Annotated in this window: 14 protein-coding genes and 3 pseudogenes; 8 read left to right on the top strand and 9 right to left on the bottom strand. The window is 67.6% G+C overall.

The window, feature by feature from the left end; translation table 11 throughout:
• Nucleotides 1-19: 19 nt before the first annotated feature.
• Nucleotides 20-1,297 carry a hypothetical protein gene (locus A5773_RS00265; protein WP_066955597.1) on the bottom strand — a complete coding sequence of 426 codons (1,278 nt, stop codon included), beginning with the start codon at nucleotides 1,295-1,297 and terminating at the stop codon, nucleotides 20-22.
• Between the two features lie 92 nt (nucleotides 1,298-1,389).
• Here A5773_RS00265 and A5773_RS00260 point away from each other — a divergent pair, with 92 nt between their 5' ends.
• Complete coding sequence (locus A5773_RS00260; RefSeq protein WP_067262879.1) at nucleotides 1,390-2,469, top strand: DUF475 domain-containing protein; 1,080 nt, start codon at nucleotides 1,390-1,392, stop codon at nucleotides 2,467-2,469.
• Here A5773_RS00260 and A5773_RS00255 read toward each other — a convergent pair.
• Together A5773_RS00255 and A5773_RS00250 are read right to left on the bottom strand one after the other, a co-directional pair.
• Complete coding sequence (locus A5773_RS00255) at nucleotides 2,466-3,158, bottom strand: hypothetical protein (protein ID WP_067788841.1); 693 nt, start codon at nucleotides 3,156-3,158, stop codon at nucleotides 2,466-2,468. The genes A5773_RS00260 and A5773_RS00255 overlap by 4 nt on opposite strands.
• Nucleotides 3,159-3,225: 67 nt before the next feature.
• On the bottom strand, nucleotides 3,226-3,714 hold the full coding sequence (locus tag A5773_RS00250; protein ID WP_066955591.1) for an inorganic diphosphatase: 489 nt from the start codon (nucleotides 3,712-3,714) through the stop codon (nucleotides 3,226-3,228).
• A 114-nt stretch (nucleotides 3,715-3,828) separates the two neighbouring features.
• Between A5773_RS00250 and dacB the strand changes: the two genes are divergently transcribed.
• The 4 genes from dacB to hpt are packed head-to-tail and all read left to right on the top strand — an operon-like array spanning nucleotide 3,829 to nucleotide 7,860.
• Nucleotides 3,829-5,214 (top strand): D-alanyl-D-alanine carboxypeptidase/D-alanyl-D-alanine-endopeptidase, encoded by a 1,386-nt coding sequence (dacB, locus tag A5773_RS00245; RefSeq protein WP_067262712.1) that lies wholly within the window; start codon nucleotides 3,829-3,831, stop codon nucleotides 5,212-5,214.
• A complete protein-coding gene (locus tag A5773_RS00240; RefSeq protein WP_067262709.1) occupies nucleotides 5,211-6,257 on the top strand; it encodes a zinc-dependent metalloprotease in 1,047 nt (348 codons plus the stop codon). Before dacB ends, A5773_RS00240 begins: the two co-directional genes overlap by 4 nt.
• Complete coding sequence (tilS, locus tag A5773_RS00235; protein WP_067788838.1) at nucleotides 6,236-7,198, top strand: tRNA lysidine(34) synthetase TilS; 963 nt, start codon at nucleotides 6,236-6,238, stop codon at nucleotides 7,196-7,198. The genes A5773_RS00240 and tilS overlap by 22 nt, the downstream gene beginning before the upstream one ends.
• A gap of 50 nt (nucleotides 7,199-7,248) precedes the next feature.
• A complete protein-coding gene (hpt, locus tag A5773_RS00230) occupies nucleotides 7,249-7,860 on the top strand; it encodes a hypoxanthine phosphoribosyltransferase (RefSeq protein ID WP_066955579.1) in 612 nt (203 codons plus the stop codon).
• 115 nt (nucleotides 7,861-7,975) lie between these two features.
• On the opposite strand, the gene A5773_RS00225 is transcribed toward hpt, so the two are convergent.
• A complete protein-coding gene (locus A5773_RS00225; protein WP_067788835.1) occupies nucleotides 7,976-8,722 on the bottom strand; it encodes an SIMPL domain-containing protein in 747 nt (248 codons plus the stop codon).
• 387 nt (nucleotides 8,723-9,109) lie between these two features.
• Here A5773_RS00225 and A5773_RS00220 point away from each other — a divergent pair, with 387 nt between their 5' ends.
• Entirely contained in the window at nucleotides 9,110-9,409 is a 300-nt protein-coding gene (locus A5773_RS00220) for a PE family protein (RefSeq protein WP_066955573.1), read from the top strand.
• 10 nt (nucleotides 9,410-9,419) lie between these two features.
• On the top strand, nucleotides 9,420-10,652 hold the full coding sequence (locus A5773_RS00215; RefSeq protein WP_066955570.1) for a PPE family protein: 1,233 nt from the start codon (nucleotides 9,420-9,422) through the stop codon (nucleotides 10,650-10,652).
• On the opposite strand, the pseudogene A5773_RS26380 reads toward A5773_RS00215, so the two are convergent.
• The 5 genes and pseudogenes from A5773_RS26380 to A5773_RS00195 form a co-directional block, all read right to left on the bottom strand.
• Nucleotides 10,624-10,845: pseudogene (locus A5773_RS26380) on the bottom strand (hypothetical protein); the annotation flags it as partial. The gene A5773_RS00215 and the pseudogene A5773_RS26380 sit on opposite strands and share 29 nt — an antisense overlap.
• A 37-nt stretch (nucleotides 10,846-10,882) precedes the next feature.
• Nucleotides 10,883-11,761, bottom strand: a complete 879-nt coding sequence (locus tag A5773_RS00210; protein WP_067262705.1) for a hypothetical protein — start codon at nucleotides 11,759-11,761, stop codon at nucleotides 10,883-10,885.
• 341 nt (nucleotides 11,762-12,102) lie between these two features.
• On the bottom strand, nucleotides 12,103-12,564 hold the full coding sequence (locus tag A5773_RS00205; RefSeq protein ID WP_066956001.1) for a DUF2834 domain-containing protein: 462 nt from the start codon (nucleotides 12,562-12,564) through the stop codon (nucleotides 12,103-12,105).
• Nucleotides 12,565-12,603: 39 nt separating this feature from the next.
• A pseudogene (locus A5773_RS25260) lies at nucleotides 12,604-13,317 on the bottom strand (DUF222 domain-containing protein); the annotation flags it as partial.
• Nucleotides 13,318-13,368: 51 nt separating this feature from the next.
• Nucleotides 13,369-13,719, bottom strand: a complete 351-nt coding sequence (locus A5773_RS00195; protein ID WP_066955561.1) for a hypothetical protein — start codon at nucleotides 13,717-13,719, stop codon at nucleotides 13,369-13,371.
• A 172-nt stretch (nucleotides 13,720-13,891) separates the two neighbouring features.
• Between A5773_RS00195 and A5773_RS26710 the strand changes: the two are divergent.
• Nucleotides 13,892-14,173 (top strand): annotated as a pseudogene (locus tag A5773_RS26710) (PE family protein); the annotation flags it as partial.
• Nucleotides 14,174-14,629 lie beyond the last annotated feature (456 nt).

Below are 14,629 nucleotides of genomic sequence, written 5' to 3'. Positions count from 1 at the left end.
CCCACAAGGTTAGCCAGGATCAGCCGGTCAAGCGCTCGGCGCGCGAGAGCGCCACCAGATGAACACCGATTCCCACCAACGGACCGCACAACAGGCCGACGACGGTCCGCGTCTGCAGCGGCAGCGGCAGCAGTAGCAGCAACCCCGACGCCACCGTCGCGCCGACCCAGCCCAGCGAGTACGCCCGGTGCAGCGCCGCCGCTACCGCGCCGGCGCCGGTGAGCGTCAGCATGGCGATCGCCACCGCGGCCGCGGTCAGCCAGGCCAGCAGCGCGCCGCTGGCCTGGTACTGCGGCCCGAAGCCGACCCGCAGCAGCCACGGGCCCACGATCCCGGCGGCCACCACGCCGACCGCACCGATGCCGCCGATGATCCCTGCCGGCGCGATCAGGGCACGAACCCGATTGCTGCGCGCGTCGACGAAATGGGCGATCAAATTGCCCTGCATGGCGGTCAGCGGCACCAGCAGCGGCGCCCGCGTCAACGTCACGGCGAGGATGATGACCCCGCCTTCGGCTCCCAGCTCGTTGCTGGTCAGCTTGAGCAACACCGGAAAACCCATGACCAGAATCGCGCTCGCGCCCGCGGCGGTGATCGAATGGGCGGTCCCGCGCAGGAAGGTCTGGGCGCCACCGGGCGTCAGCATTCGGGCGGCTGCCCGCGCGGACGGCGACGCCACCAGCATGATCAGCCAGGCGACCGCGCCCGCGACGGTGGCCCACAGGAAGCCGACCAGGCGCCAGCCGAGCACGACGGTGGCCGCGGCGACGGTCACCCGGATGACGGCGTCGGTCACCATCAGCGCCCCGTACCCGGTCCACCGATCGGTGCCGGCCAGCATGCCCAGCAGGGTGGCGTGCACGCAGAACCCGGCCAGCCCGACGCTGAGCAGCGCCACCGACAGCCAGCGCTGCTCGACGAATACCCGCCCGCTCCAGAGCGGCGAGCTACCGGCGATCACCACGGCCGCGCCCAGGCCGACCAGCGCGGCGGCCCGCAGCGGATGGGTCCGGGGTTCGTCTCCGCCCGGCAAGGCCGCCGGGAGGTGGCGGCTGGAGCGGACCTCCCGGGTGGTCTCTTGAAGCAACCCGTTCGCGGCGCCGGTGACCAGGCCGAATGCCCCCCAGAACACCCCGAATACCGAAAAGCCGCCCGGCGCCAGGTCACGGGCGGCCAGGTAAATCACGGCGTAACCGCACAGGGCGGTCAGCGCCGTCGCGGCGCCGACCCGGGCCACGCTGCCGCGCGTGATCGGACCGGCGCCAGTGGAGGCTTGGGTACCGCCGACTTCGGGCATGGCCACAATTCGAAAATAGTAAGTGGCCGTGGATGCTGGTCGGTGGCGGCGACCGGGGTTCGCTATCGTGGGCGGCTGTCGGAAAGGACACCTTGGCCGCCTTGCGCATCTTCGGGATCTCGCTGTTGGTCAGCATCGCGGCCCTCGCGGTCGGGTATGCCCACGGCGGCCTGAAGGACCTCTTTCTCCTGCTGGTGCTGGCCACCCTCGAGGTGTCGCTGTCGTTCGACAACGCCATCATCAACGCCGCGATTCTGAAGCAGATGAGCCCGTTCTGGCGGCAGATGTTCCTGACCGTCGGGATTCTCATCGCCGTGTTCGGGATGCGGCTGATCTTCCCCTTGCTGATCGTCTGGGCCACCGCGCACCTCGATCCGGTCCGGGCGATGGAGTTGGCGCTGCACCCGCCGCCGCACGGCGCGCTGGAGTTCCCCGATGGCTCGCCCAGCTACGAAAAGCTGATCGTCGCCGCGCACCCACAGATCGCGGCGTTCGGCGGGACGTTCCTGCTGATGCTGTTTTTGGACTTCATCGTCTACGACCGAGACATCAAATGGCTCAAGTGGATTGAGGCTCCGTTCGCCCGCATCGGGCGGCTGGGGCAGGTATCGGTGGCGGTGGCCGTCGTGACGCTGGTGCTCGTCGGGACGCGATTGACGCACTCCACCGACGAGGGCCAGACGGTGCTCACCGCGGGACTGCTGGGCCTGGTGACCTATCTGGTCGTCAACGGTCTCAGCCGGGCGTTTCGCCCGCCGGACCTCGAGGCGGCGTCGGCCGGCACGGCGGTCGGCAAGGCCGGCTTGACGTTGTTCTTGTATCTCGAGGTCCTCGACGCCGCCTTCTCGTTCGACGGGGTCACCGGCGCATTCGCGATCACGTCGGACCCGATCGTCATCGCGCTGGGCCTCGGACTGGTGGGGTCGATGTTCGTCCGGTCCATCACCATCTTCCTGGTGAAGCAGGATGCGCTGGACCGCTACGTGTACCTGGAGCACGGCGCACACTGGGCGATCGGGGTGCTTGCCGTGATAATGCTGCTCTCCGTCAACCCGCGATACCAGGTTCCCGAGGCGATCACCGCGTCGGTGGGAGTGGTGTTCATCGGCGCGGCGCTGAGCTGGAGCGTGCTGCGCAATCGGCGCAACGCAAAGGCCGCGTCGGCCGCTTAGGCCCCGATCTGGCCCGCGATGCGCCTTTCGATGCCGGCTCTTGCGGGGGCCGGCAGCACGATCAGGCCGTCGAGTTCCTTGCTCGCCCGCGCGTAGGCATTCTGTCGTTCGTCGCGGGTGGCCGCCTCGTCCTGCGCCAGGTGCAGCAAGCTCTGGGCCCGCGCCATCCGTTGCTGCTCGTCCGCAGAGAAGTCGCTGCGACGCCGGCGGATCGCCTCGGCCTCGGCGATCTCGAACGCACTGATGTACTCGTGGACGGCGTCGCGGTATTCCACCAACGCGTCCCGGTTGCCGACCAGGCTCTCGGGCGGTTCGGGCCGCAGCAAATCCGCGTGCCGCTTCGCCCGATGGAACGCGATGGTCAGCGGGGCCCGCATATCGGTCATCATCGGGAAATCCAGCAATCGCGCGATATCGACTTCGTAGTCGAACCACCGGATGTCGGTACGGTCATGCGCCGCAACGAGTTTGGCGATCTCTCGCCGATCACTTTCCTCGTTGGTCCGTGCCCGGCCCGATGCCTCGGCCACCGCGATCTTGGCCTGCTGCTTCAGCCGATATCGTTCCAGCCGACGCTCGGCCCGACGCTCGTTCGCGGCGGCTATGGCCCGAAGGCCGCCGCCGATCGCACCGCCCAGCGGGAAAACCAGCCACCAGAAATTGGTGGCGAAATGCAGCACCGGGGTCACATCGCCAGGATGCCACCGGAAATCGGCGTGCGGTTATGCCACGAGCGTTACCGCAGGTAAGCGGTCGTCAGTGCCCGTTCGACTTGAACCGCTCGACCGAACGCTGTACCTCAGCTTCGGCCTCCGCGCGGCCGACCCAGTCGGCGGTCTTGACGAACTTGCCCGGCTCCAGCGCCTTGTACTGCTCGAAGAAGTGCTTGATCACGTCCAGTTCGAATTCGGGCACGTCGCCGATGTCCTGGATGTGGTCCCACCGATGGTCGCCGGCCGGCACGCACAGCACCTTGTCGTCGCCCCCGGCCTCGTCGACCATCCGGAACATGCCCACGGGGCGCGCCTCGACGATCACGCCCGGGAACACAGACTGCGGCAGCAGCACCATGGCGTCCAGTGGGTCGCCGTCCTCACCCAGTGTGTCCTCGATGAAGCCGTAGTCGGTGGGGTAGGCCAGCGAGGTGTAGAGGTAGCGGTCCAGACGCACCCGGCCGGTCTCGTGGTCGACCTCGTACTTGTTGCGCTGGCCCTTCGGAATTTCGATGGTCACGTCGAATTGCACTGTGTGCTCCTTAGATCTGGGCGTATCGCGGTGGTCCGTCTGCGTCGGGGATCACCCTAGTCGAGGCATTTGCGGCGGATTCGGCAGAATGGGCTGAAGAGAGTCAGGAGAGCGATGGGTCCCACTCGCTGGCAGAAATCCACCCACGTGTTCGTCGGGTTGGCCGTGCTGGCGTTTGTCGCCGCCGTGGTGGCGGCGGCAACGTTTTTCACCTCGGCGGGGCACGGCGGCAACAGCTCGCACGCCCCGATACCGCCCCCGCATGCGCCGACGGTCAAGCCGGGGATGATCCCGGTCAGTGACACCGCCGAGACGCCGAGCCCGGCCGGGGTGGCCGCCGCGCTGGCGCCCATCGCGGCCGATCCGAACCTGGGCAGGTTGGGCGCCCGGGTCACCGACGCCCTGACCGGGAAAGAGCTCTGGCAGGTGGCCGACGACATGCCGCTGGTGCCGGCCTCGACCAACAAGGTGCTGACCGCGGCCGCGGCCCTGCTGACCCTGGACCACCAGGCGCGGATCAGCACGCGGGTGGTGGCCGGCAGCCAGAACGCCCAGGGCCCCGTCGTGCTGGTCGGTGCCGGCGACCCGGTGTTGTCGGCGGCGCCGCCCGGCGTGGACACCTGGTATCGGGGATCCGCTCGGCTCGGCGACCTGGTCGAGCAGATCCGCCGCAGCGGCGTGACGCCGACGGCGGTGCAGGTGGACACCTCGGCGTTCGCCGGGCCGACGATGGCGCAGGGCTGGGATGGGGCCGACGTCGACAACGGCGACATCGCGCCGATCGAGTCGGTGATGATCGACGCCGGGCGCATCCAGCCGAGCACGGTCAACTCCCGGCGGTCGCGAACCCCGGCGCTCGACGCCGGGCGAGAGCTGGCCAAGGCGCTGGGCCTCGATCCCGGCGCCGTGACGATCGCGACGGCACCCTCGGGGGCGCGGCAGCTCGCCGTCGTGCAGTCGGCGCCGCTGGTGCAGCGGCTGTCCGAGATGATGGACCACTCGGACAACGTGATGGCCGAGTGCATCGCCCGCGAGGTGGCGGCCGCGATCAACCGCCCGCGCAGCTTCGCCGGAGCGGCCGACGCGGTGACGAACCGGTTGAGCACCGCCCACGTCGACACCGGGGGCGTCACGCTGATGGATTCCAGCGGCCTTTCCGTCGACGACCGGCTCACCGCCAAGACCCTCGACGGTGTGCTGCAGGCCGCCGCCGGACCCGACCAGCCGACGCTGCGGGCGCTGTTGGATCTGCTCCCGATCGCCGCCGGTAGCGGGACGCTGGCCGACCGCTTCACCGACGCGGCCTCCAATCAGGGGCCGGCCGGCTGGTTGCGCGCCAAGACCGGCTCGTTGACCGCCATCAATGCCCTGGCCGGGGTGCTCACCGACCGCAGCGGGCGGGTGCTCACGTTCGCCTTCATCTCCAACGCCGCCGGTCCGAACGGCCGCAACGTGATGGACGCCCTGGCCAGCCGGCTCTGGTCGTGTGGTTGTTCATGAGCGCGCCCTCGGAGCTGACCCTCGGTACCGCTGTCGACTGGCGCTTCGCCGCCACCGTCGGTCAGCGGCTGGCCCGGCCCGGTCCGCCGTCCAGTGAATACACCCGGCGTCAGGTGATCGACGAGCTCACCAGTTCGGCCGCCAAGGCCGAACCGCCGGTGCGCGAGGTCACGGGCCTGGTCACCAACGGTGTCGTGCCCGCGGCCCGCATCGTCGACCGCCCCGAATGGATCGGCGCGGCGGCCGAGTCGATGCGGGTGATGATGAACGGGGCCGAGAAGCCGCGTGGGTTCCTGACGGGCCGCGTCACCGGCGCGCAGACGGGCGCCGTGCTGGCGTTCGTGTCGTCCGGAATCCTCGGTCAGTACGACCCGTTCGCCGCCGCGAAAGAGGGCTGCCTGCTGCTGGTGTATCCGAACGTCATCGCCGTCGAGCGGCAGCTACGGGTCAATCCCTCCGACTTCCGGTTGTGGGTCTGCCTGCACGAGGTGACCCACCGGGTGCAGTTCACCGCCAACCCGTGGCTGTCCGAGCACATGTCCCGCGCCTTGGCGCTGTTGACGCGGGACGCCGGTGAAGACATCGCGCAGGTGGCGAGCCGGCTGGCTGAGTACGTCCGCACCCGCGGCAACGGGACGGCCGACGGCAGCTCGTCGGGAATCGTGGGTCTGGTGCGTGCGGTGCAATCCGAGCCGCAGCGGCAGGCCCTCGATCAGCTGCTGGTGCTCGGCACGCTGCTGGAGGGCCACGCCGACCACGTGATGGACGCCGTGGGGCCGATGGTGGTGCCGTCGGTGACCACCATCCGCCGTCGATTCGACGAGCGCCGCAATCGCAAGCAACCGCCGCTGCAGCGCCTGCTGCGCGCGTTGTTGGGGCTCGACGAGAAGCTCAACCAGTACACGCGCGGCAAGGCGTTCGTCGACCACGTGGTGGGGAAGGTCGGCATGGAACGGTTCAACGCGATCTGGACGGGTCCCGATACGCTGCCCCTGCCCGCCGAAATCGAGGAACCCCAGCGATGGATCGACAGGGTGCTGTAGGGCAGCTGCGCGCTGCCGTCGAGGCGTTCATCCAGGCCCATGTCGCCACGGCCGAACAATGGTGCGTGGCGCTGTCCGGCGGCCCGGATTCCCTCGCGCTCACGGCGGTGGCGGCCCAGCTGCTGCCCACCACCGCCGTGATCGTCGATCACGGCCTGCAACCCGACTCCGCCGCGGTCGCCGAGACCGCCCGGGCGCAAGCCGTCACCTTGGGATGCGTTGCGGCACAGGTCGTTCGCGTGCACGTCGGAAATGAAGGCGGTCCAGAGGCCGCCGCCCGTGCCGCCCGGTATGCGGCGTTGAGCGCGTACCACGGCGGACCGGTGCTGTTGGGCCACACGCTCGACGATCAGGCGGAGACGGTGCTGCTGGGGCTGGGCCGCGGGTCGGGCGTGCGGTCGATCGCCGGGATGCGCCCGTACGACGCGCCCTGGGGCCGGCCATTGCTGGGTGTGCGGCGCGCTGTGACCCACGCCGCGTGCCGCGAGCTGGGGCTGACCGCGTGGCAGGACCCGCACAACGTCGACCACCGCTTCACCCGGACCCGGCTGCGCCTGGAGGTGCTGCCGCTGCTCGAGGATGTGCTGGGCGGTGGGGTGGCCGAGGCGCTGGCCCGCACGGCCACGGCGTTGCGGGAGGACACCGAGCTCATCGACTCGCTCGCGGCCCAGGCGCTGCCCGAGGCGCAGGCGGGCGCGGGACTGCAGACGCAGGCGCTGGCCGTGCTGCCCGTCCCGGTTCGGCGCCGGGTGATCCGCGGCTGGCTCCTGGCGGGCGGCGCAACGGGCCTGACCGACAAGCAGATCCGCTCCGTCGACGCCCTTGTCACCGCCTGGCGCGGGCAGGGCGGGGTGGCGGTCGGGTCCGCACTGCGGGACGAGCGGCTGATCGCCGGGCGGCGCGACGGCCTGCTCACTCTGTGGCGCGAACCGGTTCGATAGGTGCAATACCGGGGTCGCCGTTGGTTATTCGGCCGTTGGCGTGGCACTCTGTGGGCGTGGCCCAGATCTCCTCGGCGATCACCCCCGCCCAGCCTGTGGAGCTGTACCCGGGGGACATCAAGTCAGTGCTGCTTACTGCCGAGCAGATCCAGGCGCGGATCGCCGAACTCGGTGAGGAGATCGGCGGGCAGTACCGCGACGCCATGACCGAGACCGGCCAGGATCTGCTGCTGATCACCGTGCTCAAAGGCGCCGTGATCTTTGTCACCGACCTGGCCCGGGCGATTCCGGTGCCCACCCAGTTCGAGTTCATGGCCGTCAGCTCCTACGGGACCTCGACGTCGTCTTCGGGTGTGGTGCGAATCCTCAAGGACTTGGACCGCGACATCCAGGGCCGCGACGTGCTGATCGTCGAGGACGTCGTCGACTCGGGCCTGACGCTGTCGTGGCTGCTGCGCAACCTCACCAGCCGCCATCCGCGTTCCTTGCGCGTCTGCACGTTGCTGCGCAAACCCGATGCCAAGGGGGCCAACGTCGACATCGCCTACGTCGGCTTCGACATCCCGAACGACTTCGTCGTGGGCTACGGCCTGGACTACGACGAGCGCTACCGCGACCTGTCGTACATCGGCACGTTGGACCCGAGGGTGTACCAGCAGTAGTCGCTAGTCGGCGATCGCAAGCGCGGCGAAGCCGGGCGCGGCGGGTCGCCGCCATCGCGCTAGTCGGCGATCGCAAGCGCGGCGAAGCCGGGCGCGGCGGGTCGCCGCCATCGCGCTAGTCCAACTCCCACACCGCGGTCACCGAAAAGCTCACCGTCTGCTGCCCGGGTTCCAGCGGGACCATGCTCGGCATGGCCTTCGGGGGCGCGGGTGGTCCCCCGGGTGTTGGTTCCGTCGCCTCCGAAATGGACAGCACCCTGCCCAGCCGAAGTCCGGACAGCTGGGCGTACTGCTCGGCGCGGTTTTTCGCGTCGTTGAACGCCCGCGCGCGGGCATCCTTGACCAGCTGCGAGTCATCGGCGATGGAGTAGCTGACCGACTTGATCCGGGTGGCGTCGCCGCCGGTGCCGACGATCAGGGCCAGCATCCGCGACGCGGCGTCGGGGGGGTGGATCTTGACCGTGATGGCGTTGGTCGCGCGGTACCCCGTGATGGTCTCGGTGCCGTTGGGTCCGGGATTGCTGAACTGCGGCTGCAGCGTGACCTCGGTCGTGCTGATGTCTTTGTGGTCGACGCCCGCGCCGACCAGCGCGTTGATGACCGCTTGCTGTCGGTCGTTGGTCTGGTTCATCGCTGCGGTCACGTCGGGTGCCGTGAACTCGATTCCGACGTCGGCGGTCAGGGTGTCCGGGACGCCCTGGACTTGCCCCGATCCGAAGACCGTGACCTGACGGGGATTGACCCCCGGCGCGGGCGCGGAAGGCGGGGAATCGCAGGCCGACACCATGGCGGCCGCCAATCCGGCGACGGCCAAGGCGATCAGCGTGCGGGCAAACCTCGGGGCTTTATTTGCGACCGGCATGCCTGGCACCCTAGCCGCTGGGGCGCCGCAGATGCTACGGGCCGGCCCCCGCCGTCCTGTTCGGCTGGCGTACGGGTTCGAAAACGATTGTTGTGCAAGCGTTTCAGTTGCTCTCGCCGTGGATGGCAAATCTCTCGGGCTGGCGTGGCGGCCACATATAAGTACATATATGACTCCAAACATATTGGTTTGCAATATCTTTCATATCCAACCCAAATGTTCCAGCATTTCTGTCCAGCAAAGTGAACAGTTATCGACTCGGTAATGAATTGGCGAGCCTGAGACTGTCTTCTCTGGACGCGACTGACCTAACGTGGCCAGGCGCCCGGCTCGATGCATGCGTGCGGGCTGAAAGCTGTTGATTCGAAGGGAATTAGAGGAGGGGAAATGTCTTATCTGATGGCGCAACCGGAAATCCTGGATGCGGCGGCCGGCGAACTGCACAGCATCAATGAGGCCGTGCGGGAGGGCAACTCGGCCGTGGCAGGCCCGACGACCGGGATCGTTCCCGCCGCCGCTGATGCGGTGTCGATGCTGACCGCCGCGCAGTTCTCCTGGCACGCAAAGCTCTTCCAGGAGATCAGCGCCGAGGCCGCCGCGGTTCGTGATCAGCTGGCGACGACGCTCGGCATCAGTGCCGGCTCGTACGCCGCCACGGAGATGGCCAACACGGCCGCGGTCGGTTAGGCGAGCACACATGCTGGATTTCGCGCAGTTGCCGCCGGAGGTCAACTCCGCGCTGATGTATTCCGGCCCCGGCTCGGGACCGCTGCTGGCCGCCGCGGCGGCCTGGGACGGGCTGGCCGCCGAGTTGCATTCCGCAGCATCCTCATACGGCTCGGCGATTGCGGGCCTTACCGACGGGCCATGGCAGGGGCCGGCTGCGTCGTCCATGCTTACGGCGGCCCTGCCGCAAGTGGCGTGGCTACGGGGCACCGCGGGGCGGGCGGAACATGCCGCCGCCCAAGCGGTGGCGGCAGCGGGAGCCTACGAGGCGGCGTTCGCCGAAACGGTGCCCCCGCTGGTGATTGCCACCAACCGGGCGCTGCTGATGGAGTTGCTGGCGACGAACCTCCTCGGGCAGAACACCGCGGCGCTCGCGGCGACCGAGGCGCAATACGGCGAGATGTGGGCTCAAGACGCCGCCGCGATGTATGGATACGCCGGCACGTCGGCCGCGGCGTCGACGTTGGCACCGTTCGAGCCCGCAGCGCCCAGCACCAACCCGGCCGGGGCCGCCAATCAGGCCGCGGCGGTGGCCCAAGCGGCCGGCAGCGGTGGAGGTAACAGCATGCAGGGGCTAGACACGGTGCCCCAGGCGTTGTCGTCGCTGGCCGGGTCGGCGAACAATCCCAATCCCGCGTTTTCCCTCGGCGGAATCGCCCTCAACCCCGAGGGCGACGGGCTCGTCGTCAGCGGTCCGTTGGGTGATTTGTTGGAGGGTCTGACCGGGTCGCAAACCCTGGACGCCAGTACGCCCTTTGACGCGTTCATCCGGTTGATTTCGCCGACCCGGCTATTCACCACCTCGTTCAAAGACATCCAAGGTATTGCCCAGGGCATGATCCCCGCCGCGAAGTCCGCGGCCGAGGGTGCCGCCAAAGCCGCGGAAGCGGCTCTGCCCGCGGCCATTGCAGGGCCGGGCCTGGGTTCGATCGGCTCGATCGGCGGAGCCGTCGGCAAGGCCGCATCGATCGGTGGGTTGTCGGTGCCGGCGGCATGGACCAGCGCGGCCCCGGCGGCGCCACCGGTCACCTTGGCTCTCAACGGCCTCACTGCTGCGTCGGCTATGGAACCTGCCACGAACGCGGTTGGCGGGGTGCCGATGATGCCTGTTGGCGGGACGGGGCGTAGTGCAGCGGCCCACTTCGTCGCGCCGCGATACGGTTTCAAGCCCACGGTCATTGCTCAACCACCCGCGGGGGGCTGATTCGAGACGCACTCGCTCCGCGCGTCAGAAGGGTGGGATCGTCCGGGACGGGTTCCACGGCCGGCTCGTCGGGAATCCAGTCCGGCGGTAGTTCTTCGGGCTCTTTGGGATCGTTCACCCAAGTGCAGAAGGGGCTGGTGCTAGGTGTGCCTTTGAATGCGAAGAGCATGTCGCGCATGTGATTACGGAATTGCGCGCCGCGATTTCGTGCCCGTCCGCGACGGCCAGCACTACAGACACGGCGGAGGACGTTTGGTAAAGCGCATAATCCGGTCAGGTGTTGTCCACAGGTCGATCGTTTGAACCACCCAGTACGCGGCGAACTCGAGGATCAGCGCCACCTCGGCCAGAAGGCCCCAATGGCCGCCCAACCCTCTTGAGTAATGAACCCAGAGAACTGCAATCAACGTAGCCAGCATCAGCCAGGCAATCCCCCAGTAGATGCGCTTGTAACCGCGCTGATGCGGTGACTTCGACGGGTCCTCTCGCCCGACGACGTATGCGGTGCAGAACGTGGTGGCGATGAAGGCCGAGAGCAGTAGTACTGCGGCTGCACCGTGTGCGTACTCCTTGAACGTGTCCCGAAAGAAGATCAGCGCAATCAGGCCGAGCACCATAATCAGCCAGAAAACGCACAGCGACACTATTCCCCCCGGCCTTCGCTTCCGCGGGGGGCGACCGCGCCTCCATTGGTCCAGCATCACCGACCAGATCACCAAATAGCCCAGACCCAATGCGATGGCGACCGCCCAAACATTGGGCAGCATGGCGGCCTTGGCATTGTCGTCGAAGTCGAGCGGCAGATTAGCTGGCCCGGGGCACAGGTCGTTGGGTCGAGGCTGCGGCACTATCGCGGCGGTCAATGCGCTGACCCCGGCCAGAGTCAACAAGACATCCTCGGTGTCGGTGCTGCCCCTATAGATGATGAATAGCGTGCCGAGCGCCAGGAGCGCGGCGACGACGATGCTGTGCGCGGACGTGTAATAGTAAGTGCTGATGGCCGATTGCCAGCAGGGTGCCGATATCCTTTCGATGATCACGCCCGCAGCGAGCATCACCATTAGTACGACCATGGCGACGCGTAAGTCACGGTATATGGCAAGCGTCATGGGAGTCCGACGCGGGCCTTGGCCGCCCGTGCCCGTTGGCTGGCTCACGCTGCCCACACTTCCGGATGACTAACGCTTTCGCCCTTTTGGTTCGCTTCAGTCATGTCCGTACCTGTTTGTCGACGATGTCGGGTGATATGGCTGACTGCACAGGATTTTAGGGATATTCGTCTAACGGCGTGCAGCTATGGGGTTTCTGATTTGAAGTCGCGCCGCGGCGCCGTTTTGAGAGCGGATATCCCGCAAGAGTTACCGTGCCGTCGGCCAGTTGCTTATCGCGCCACTCGCCGAAGGGTTTAAGTCGATGATGGGAGCGACGCGGAATTACTCTCTTGAGTAATTCACCCCATGTCAACCCAAAAGGTCAGGGCCAAGACACCGGCACCAGCCACGGCCAGGAGGATCACATCGAACGGGCGAAGACGCGGGGGTTCTGCTGCACCGATCCGAATCTCGCGAGCGATAAGGAAGAGTGGAACCGTCACACTGATGGCGACGAAGAACCCGCCGACGATGTAGAGCCAGACGAATCGCACGCCGTACTTCCTGGCTTCGACGACCATGAGGATGGCGACGGACATACCTAGCATCAGGGCGTCGGCGGTGAGATTGCGCGACGACGCGTTGACCCTTGTGTCGTGCCAGAAATTGTCGAAGAACGCGGCAAGGCCGCTGTGTGTGTACGCGACGGTCTGACTCCACGTCGCAACAAGCGCCAGCACCGCGATCAGCGCGTACACGGCGCACAACACTTTGCGGGACGTGGGAATGGATGCCGGTTGCACCTGCTCTGTTGTTGTCACGACCACACGCTAGAGGAACACGACCGCTCGCTAAAGCAATTTGAACCGATGATGTTGTCGGCAAAGGTATTTGAGGTTGTCCGCGACGGTCCGCCACCCGCAGCCGGATTGCGGTGGCTGAACGGAATGGTGCGGTCGAGGTCGCAGACAACGGCCGGCCGGCTGCACCCGGGGAAGCGACAGGTGAGATCGCGGCACCGGACGGCGGACGGTTGATAGCGCAGGGCCTCGACCGGACTCGTCATCGGATCGGCGACGAAAGGATGCGGCCGCGGCCAGTTGGCGCACTTGCTCGGCGGATGACGCCGTCGCCCTCCAGTAGCCGGGCTCGGCGCCATCGGAATGGACGGTCCGTTCGCTGGCCACCACGTTGATGACCACCTGATCAGTTTCTCGTCGTGACCAGATCGCTGCGGCTGATGATCAAGCGCACCGTGCGCCAGTCCGTCCGGCCCTTCCCGAGCAGGGCCGCAACTTTCGGCAGCCTGGTGTCCAGCGCCTCCGCGTACGACACCAGATAGCCCGCCGCCACGGGCGAGAGGTTCATCGCGGCGGCGACCTCGGCAGCGGTCTGCTCGAAGCCGTCGATTGCCGCGTATTTATGGTCCAACTCGGGCCGCTCGGCGGTGGCCACCCGATGCCGCAGCAATGCTGCTACCGCAGCCAGCCGGCGGGCCACCAGCATGGTTCCTGCCGGTGCGACTACTCGATCAGCTCCACCAGGGCGGCGGGATTCGGCGGTGTATCGAACATACGCTCGATAGCATGCCCCGGCACTGACACGCAGCGTCGACCGGAAGCGACTCAGCCGCCCGAGCCCTCCGCCGTGGGATTCGGCATCAACACTCGCTGGCGGGTCGTGGCGCGGAACGGATCCAGCGACTGCCCGTCACCCAACGCCGCATGCACATCTTCGGGCGTGATCAGGCCCAGTTCCACCTGTAGCCAGGTAGCGCTGAGCCCGAACGCGTGCGCGGCGCGCCTGGCCTCCTCGGCGTCGGGGAAGTCGTCGGCGTTCGCGCGACCGGCGCCCCCATACCACCGTCCTTTGGTGACGCCACAGGCGTCGCGCAACTGCTCGACCGTGATGTCGCGGTTCAGCGTCGCCTCGAGCAGGCGCTTGAGTCCCCAGCCTGCGGAGTTAGTGCGTGGCATCCGTCCAGAGTAACCCGGTGCCGAAAGACGGGCAAAGCATCTAGATCTGCGAGTCGATGACGAAAAATAAGAAATTAGTACTTAGTACTAGACATAGATTCCTAATTTATGACATAGTCTCCGGAAGCAGACGGGACACCCCAGATCCAGGCATTCAATGAGGAGAAGACACATGTCGTTCGTGACCACACAGCCGGACCTGCTGCTAGCCGCGGCCGGCCAGCTGCAGGCGATCGGCTCCGCGGTAACCGCCGCGAACTCGATGGCCGCGTTTTCGATCACCGGAGTGGTTCCGGCGGCGGCCGACGAAGTCTCGGCGATGACTGCGGCCGCCTTCGCCGGTTACGGCCAGCAGTATCAGGCGATCAGCGCCCAGGCCAGCATGATTCATGAGCAGTTCGTCAGCGCGTTGGGACGCAGCGCCGATTCGTACGCAGCCACCGAGGCTGCCAATCGGACGCAGATGGTGGGGGGCCACGTCGCCCCCGCCCGTATGGCGCCTGTCGCGCCCGCTCGCCCCGCACCCGCCGCGCCCGCTCACGTTTCGCCACCTGCGCCGCGCCGGGTGACCCCGAACGCCCCGGGCCGGGCAGTGCCCGGCGCCCCGGTCGGCTCGGGCCCGGCCGCGCCCGGACCCCTGGGGGCGGCGACGCCCGTCGGCGCGGGCTGGCAAGGGGGCGGCGGTTACGGCGCTGGCAATTACGGCGCCCACCCCGCACCGCAGCACGGCGGCTATGCCAATGCCAATTACGGCCACATGACACGGCAGCACGGCGGATACGCCAATGCCAATTACGGCGGCCACATGACACGGCAGTACGGCGGATACGCCAATGCCAATTACGGCGCCCACCCGGCACCGCAGCACGGCGGCTACGCCAATGCCAATTACGGCGCTCACCCGGCGCCC

The sequence above is a fragment of the Mycobacterium sp. 852014-52450_SCH5900713 genome (assembly GCF_001667075.1).
Lineage (GTDB): Bacteria > Actinomycetota > Actinomycetes > Mycobacteriales > Mycobacteriaceae > Mycobacterium.
Note: the sequence above shows the minus strand (reverse complement) of the source record. Positions and strands in the feature narration are given on the sequence as shown.

What these genes read in the sequence shown, in the direction of transcription:
- A5773_RS00265 (WP_066955597.1), bottom strand. Translation starts at nt 1,297, where the DNA reads ATGCCCGAAGTCGGCGGTACCCAAGCCTCCACTGGCGCCGGTCCGATC.
- dacB (WP_067262712.1), top strand. Translation starts at nt 3,829, where the DNA reads ATGGGTCCCACTCGCTGGCAGAAATCCACCCACGTGTTCGTCGGGTTG.
- A5773_RS00240 (WP_067262709.1), top strand. Translation starts at nt 5,211, where the DNA reads ATGAGCGCGCCCTCGGAGCTGACCCTCGGTACCGCTGTCGACTGGCGC.
- tilS (WP_067788838.1), top strand. Translation starts at nt 6,236, where the DNA reads ATGGATCGACAGGGTGCTGTAGGGCAGCTGCGCGCTGCCGTCGAGGCG.
- A5773_RS00225 (WP_067788835.1), bottom strand. Translation starts at nt 8,722, where the DNA reads ATGCCGGTCGCAAATAAAGCCCCGAGGTTTGCCCGCACGCTGATCGCC.
- A5773_RS00220 (WP_066955573.1), top strand. Translation starts at nt 9,110, where the DNA reads ATGTCTTATCTGATGGCGCAACCGGAAATCCTGGATGCGGCGGCCGGC.
- A5773_RS00215 (WP_066955570.1), top strand. Translation starts at nt 9,420, where the DNA reads ATGCTGGATTTCGCGCAGTTGCCGCCGGAGGTCAACTCCGCGCTGATG.
- A5773_RS00210 (WP_067262705.1), bottom strand. Translation starts at nt 11,761, where the DNA reads ATGACGCTTGCCATATACCGTGACTTACGCGTCGCCATGGTCGTACTA.
- A5773_RS00195 (WP_066955561.1), bottom strand. Translation starts at nt 13,719, where the DNA reads ATGCCACGCACTAACTCCGCAGGCTGGGGACTCAAGCGCCTGCTCGAG.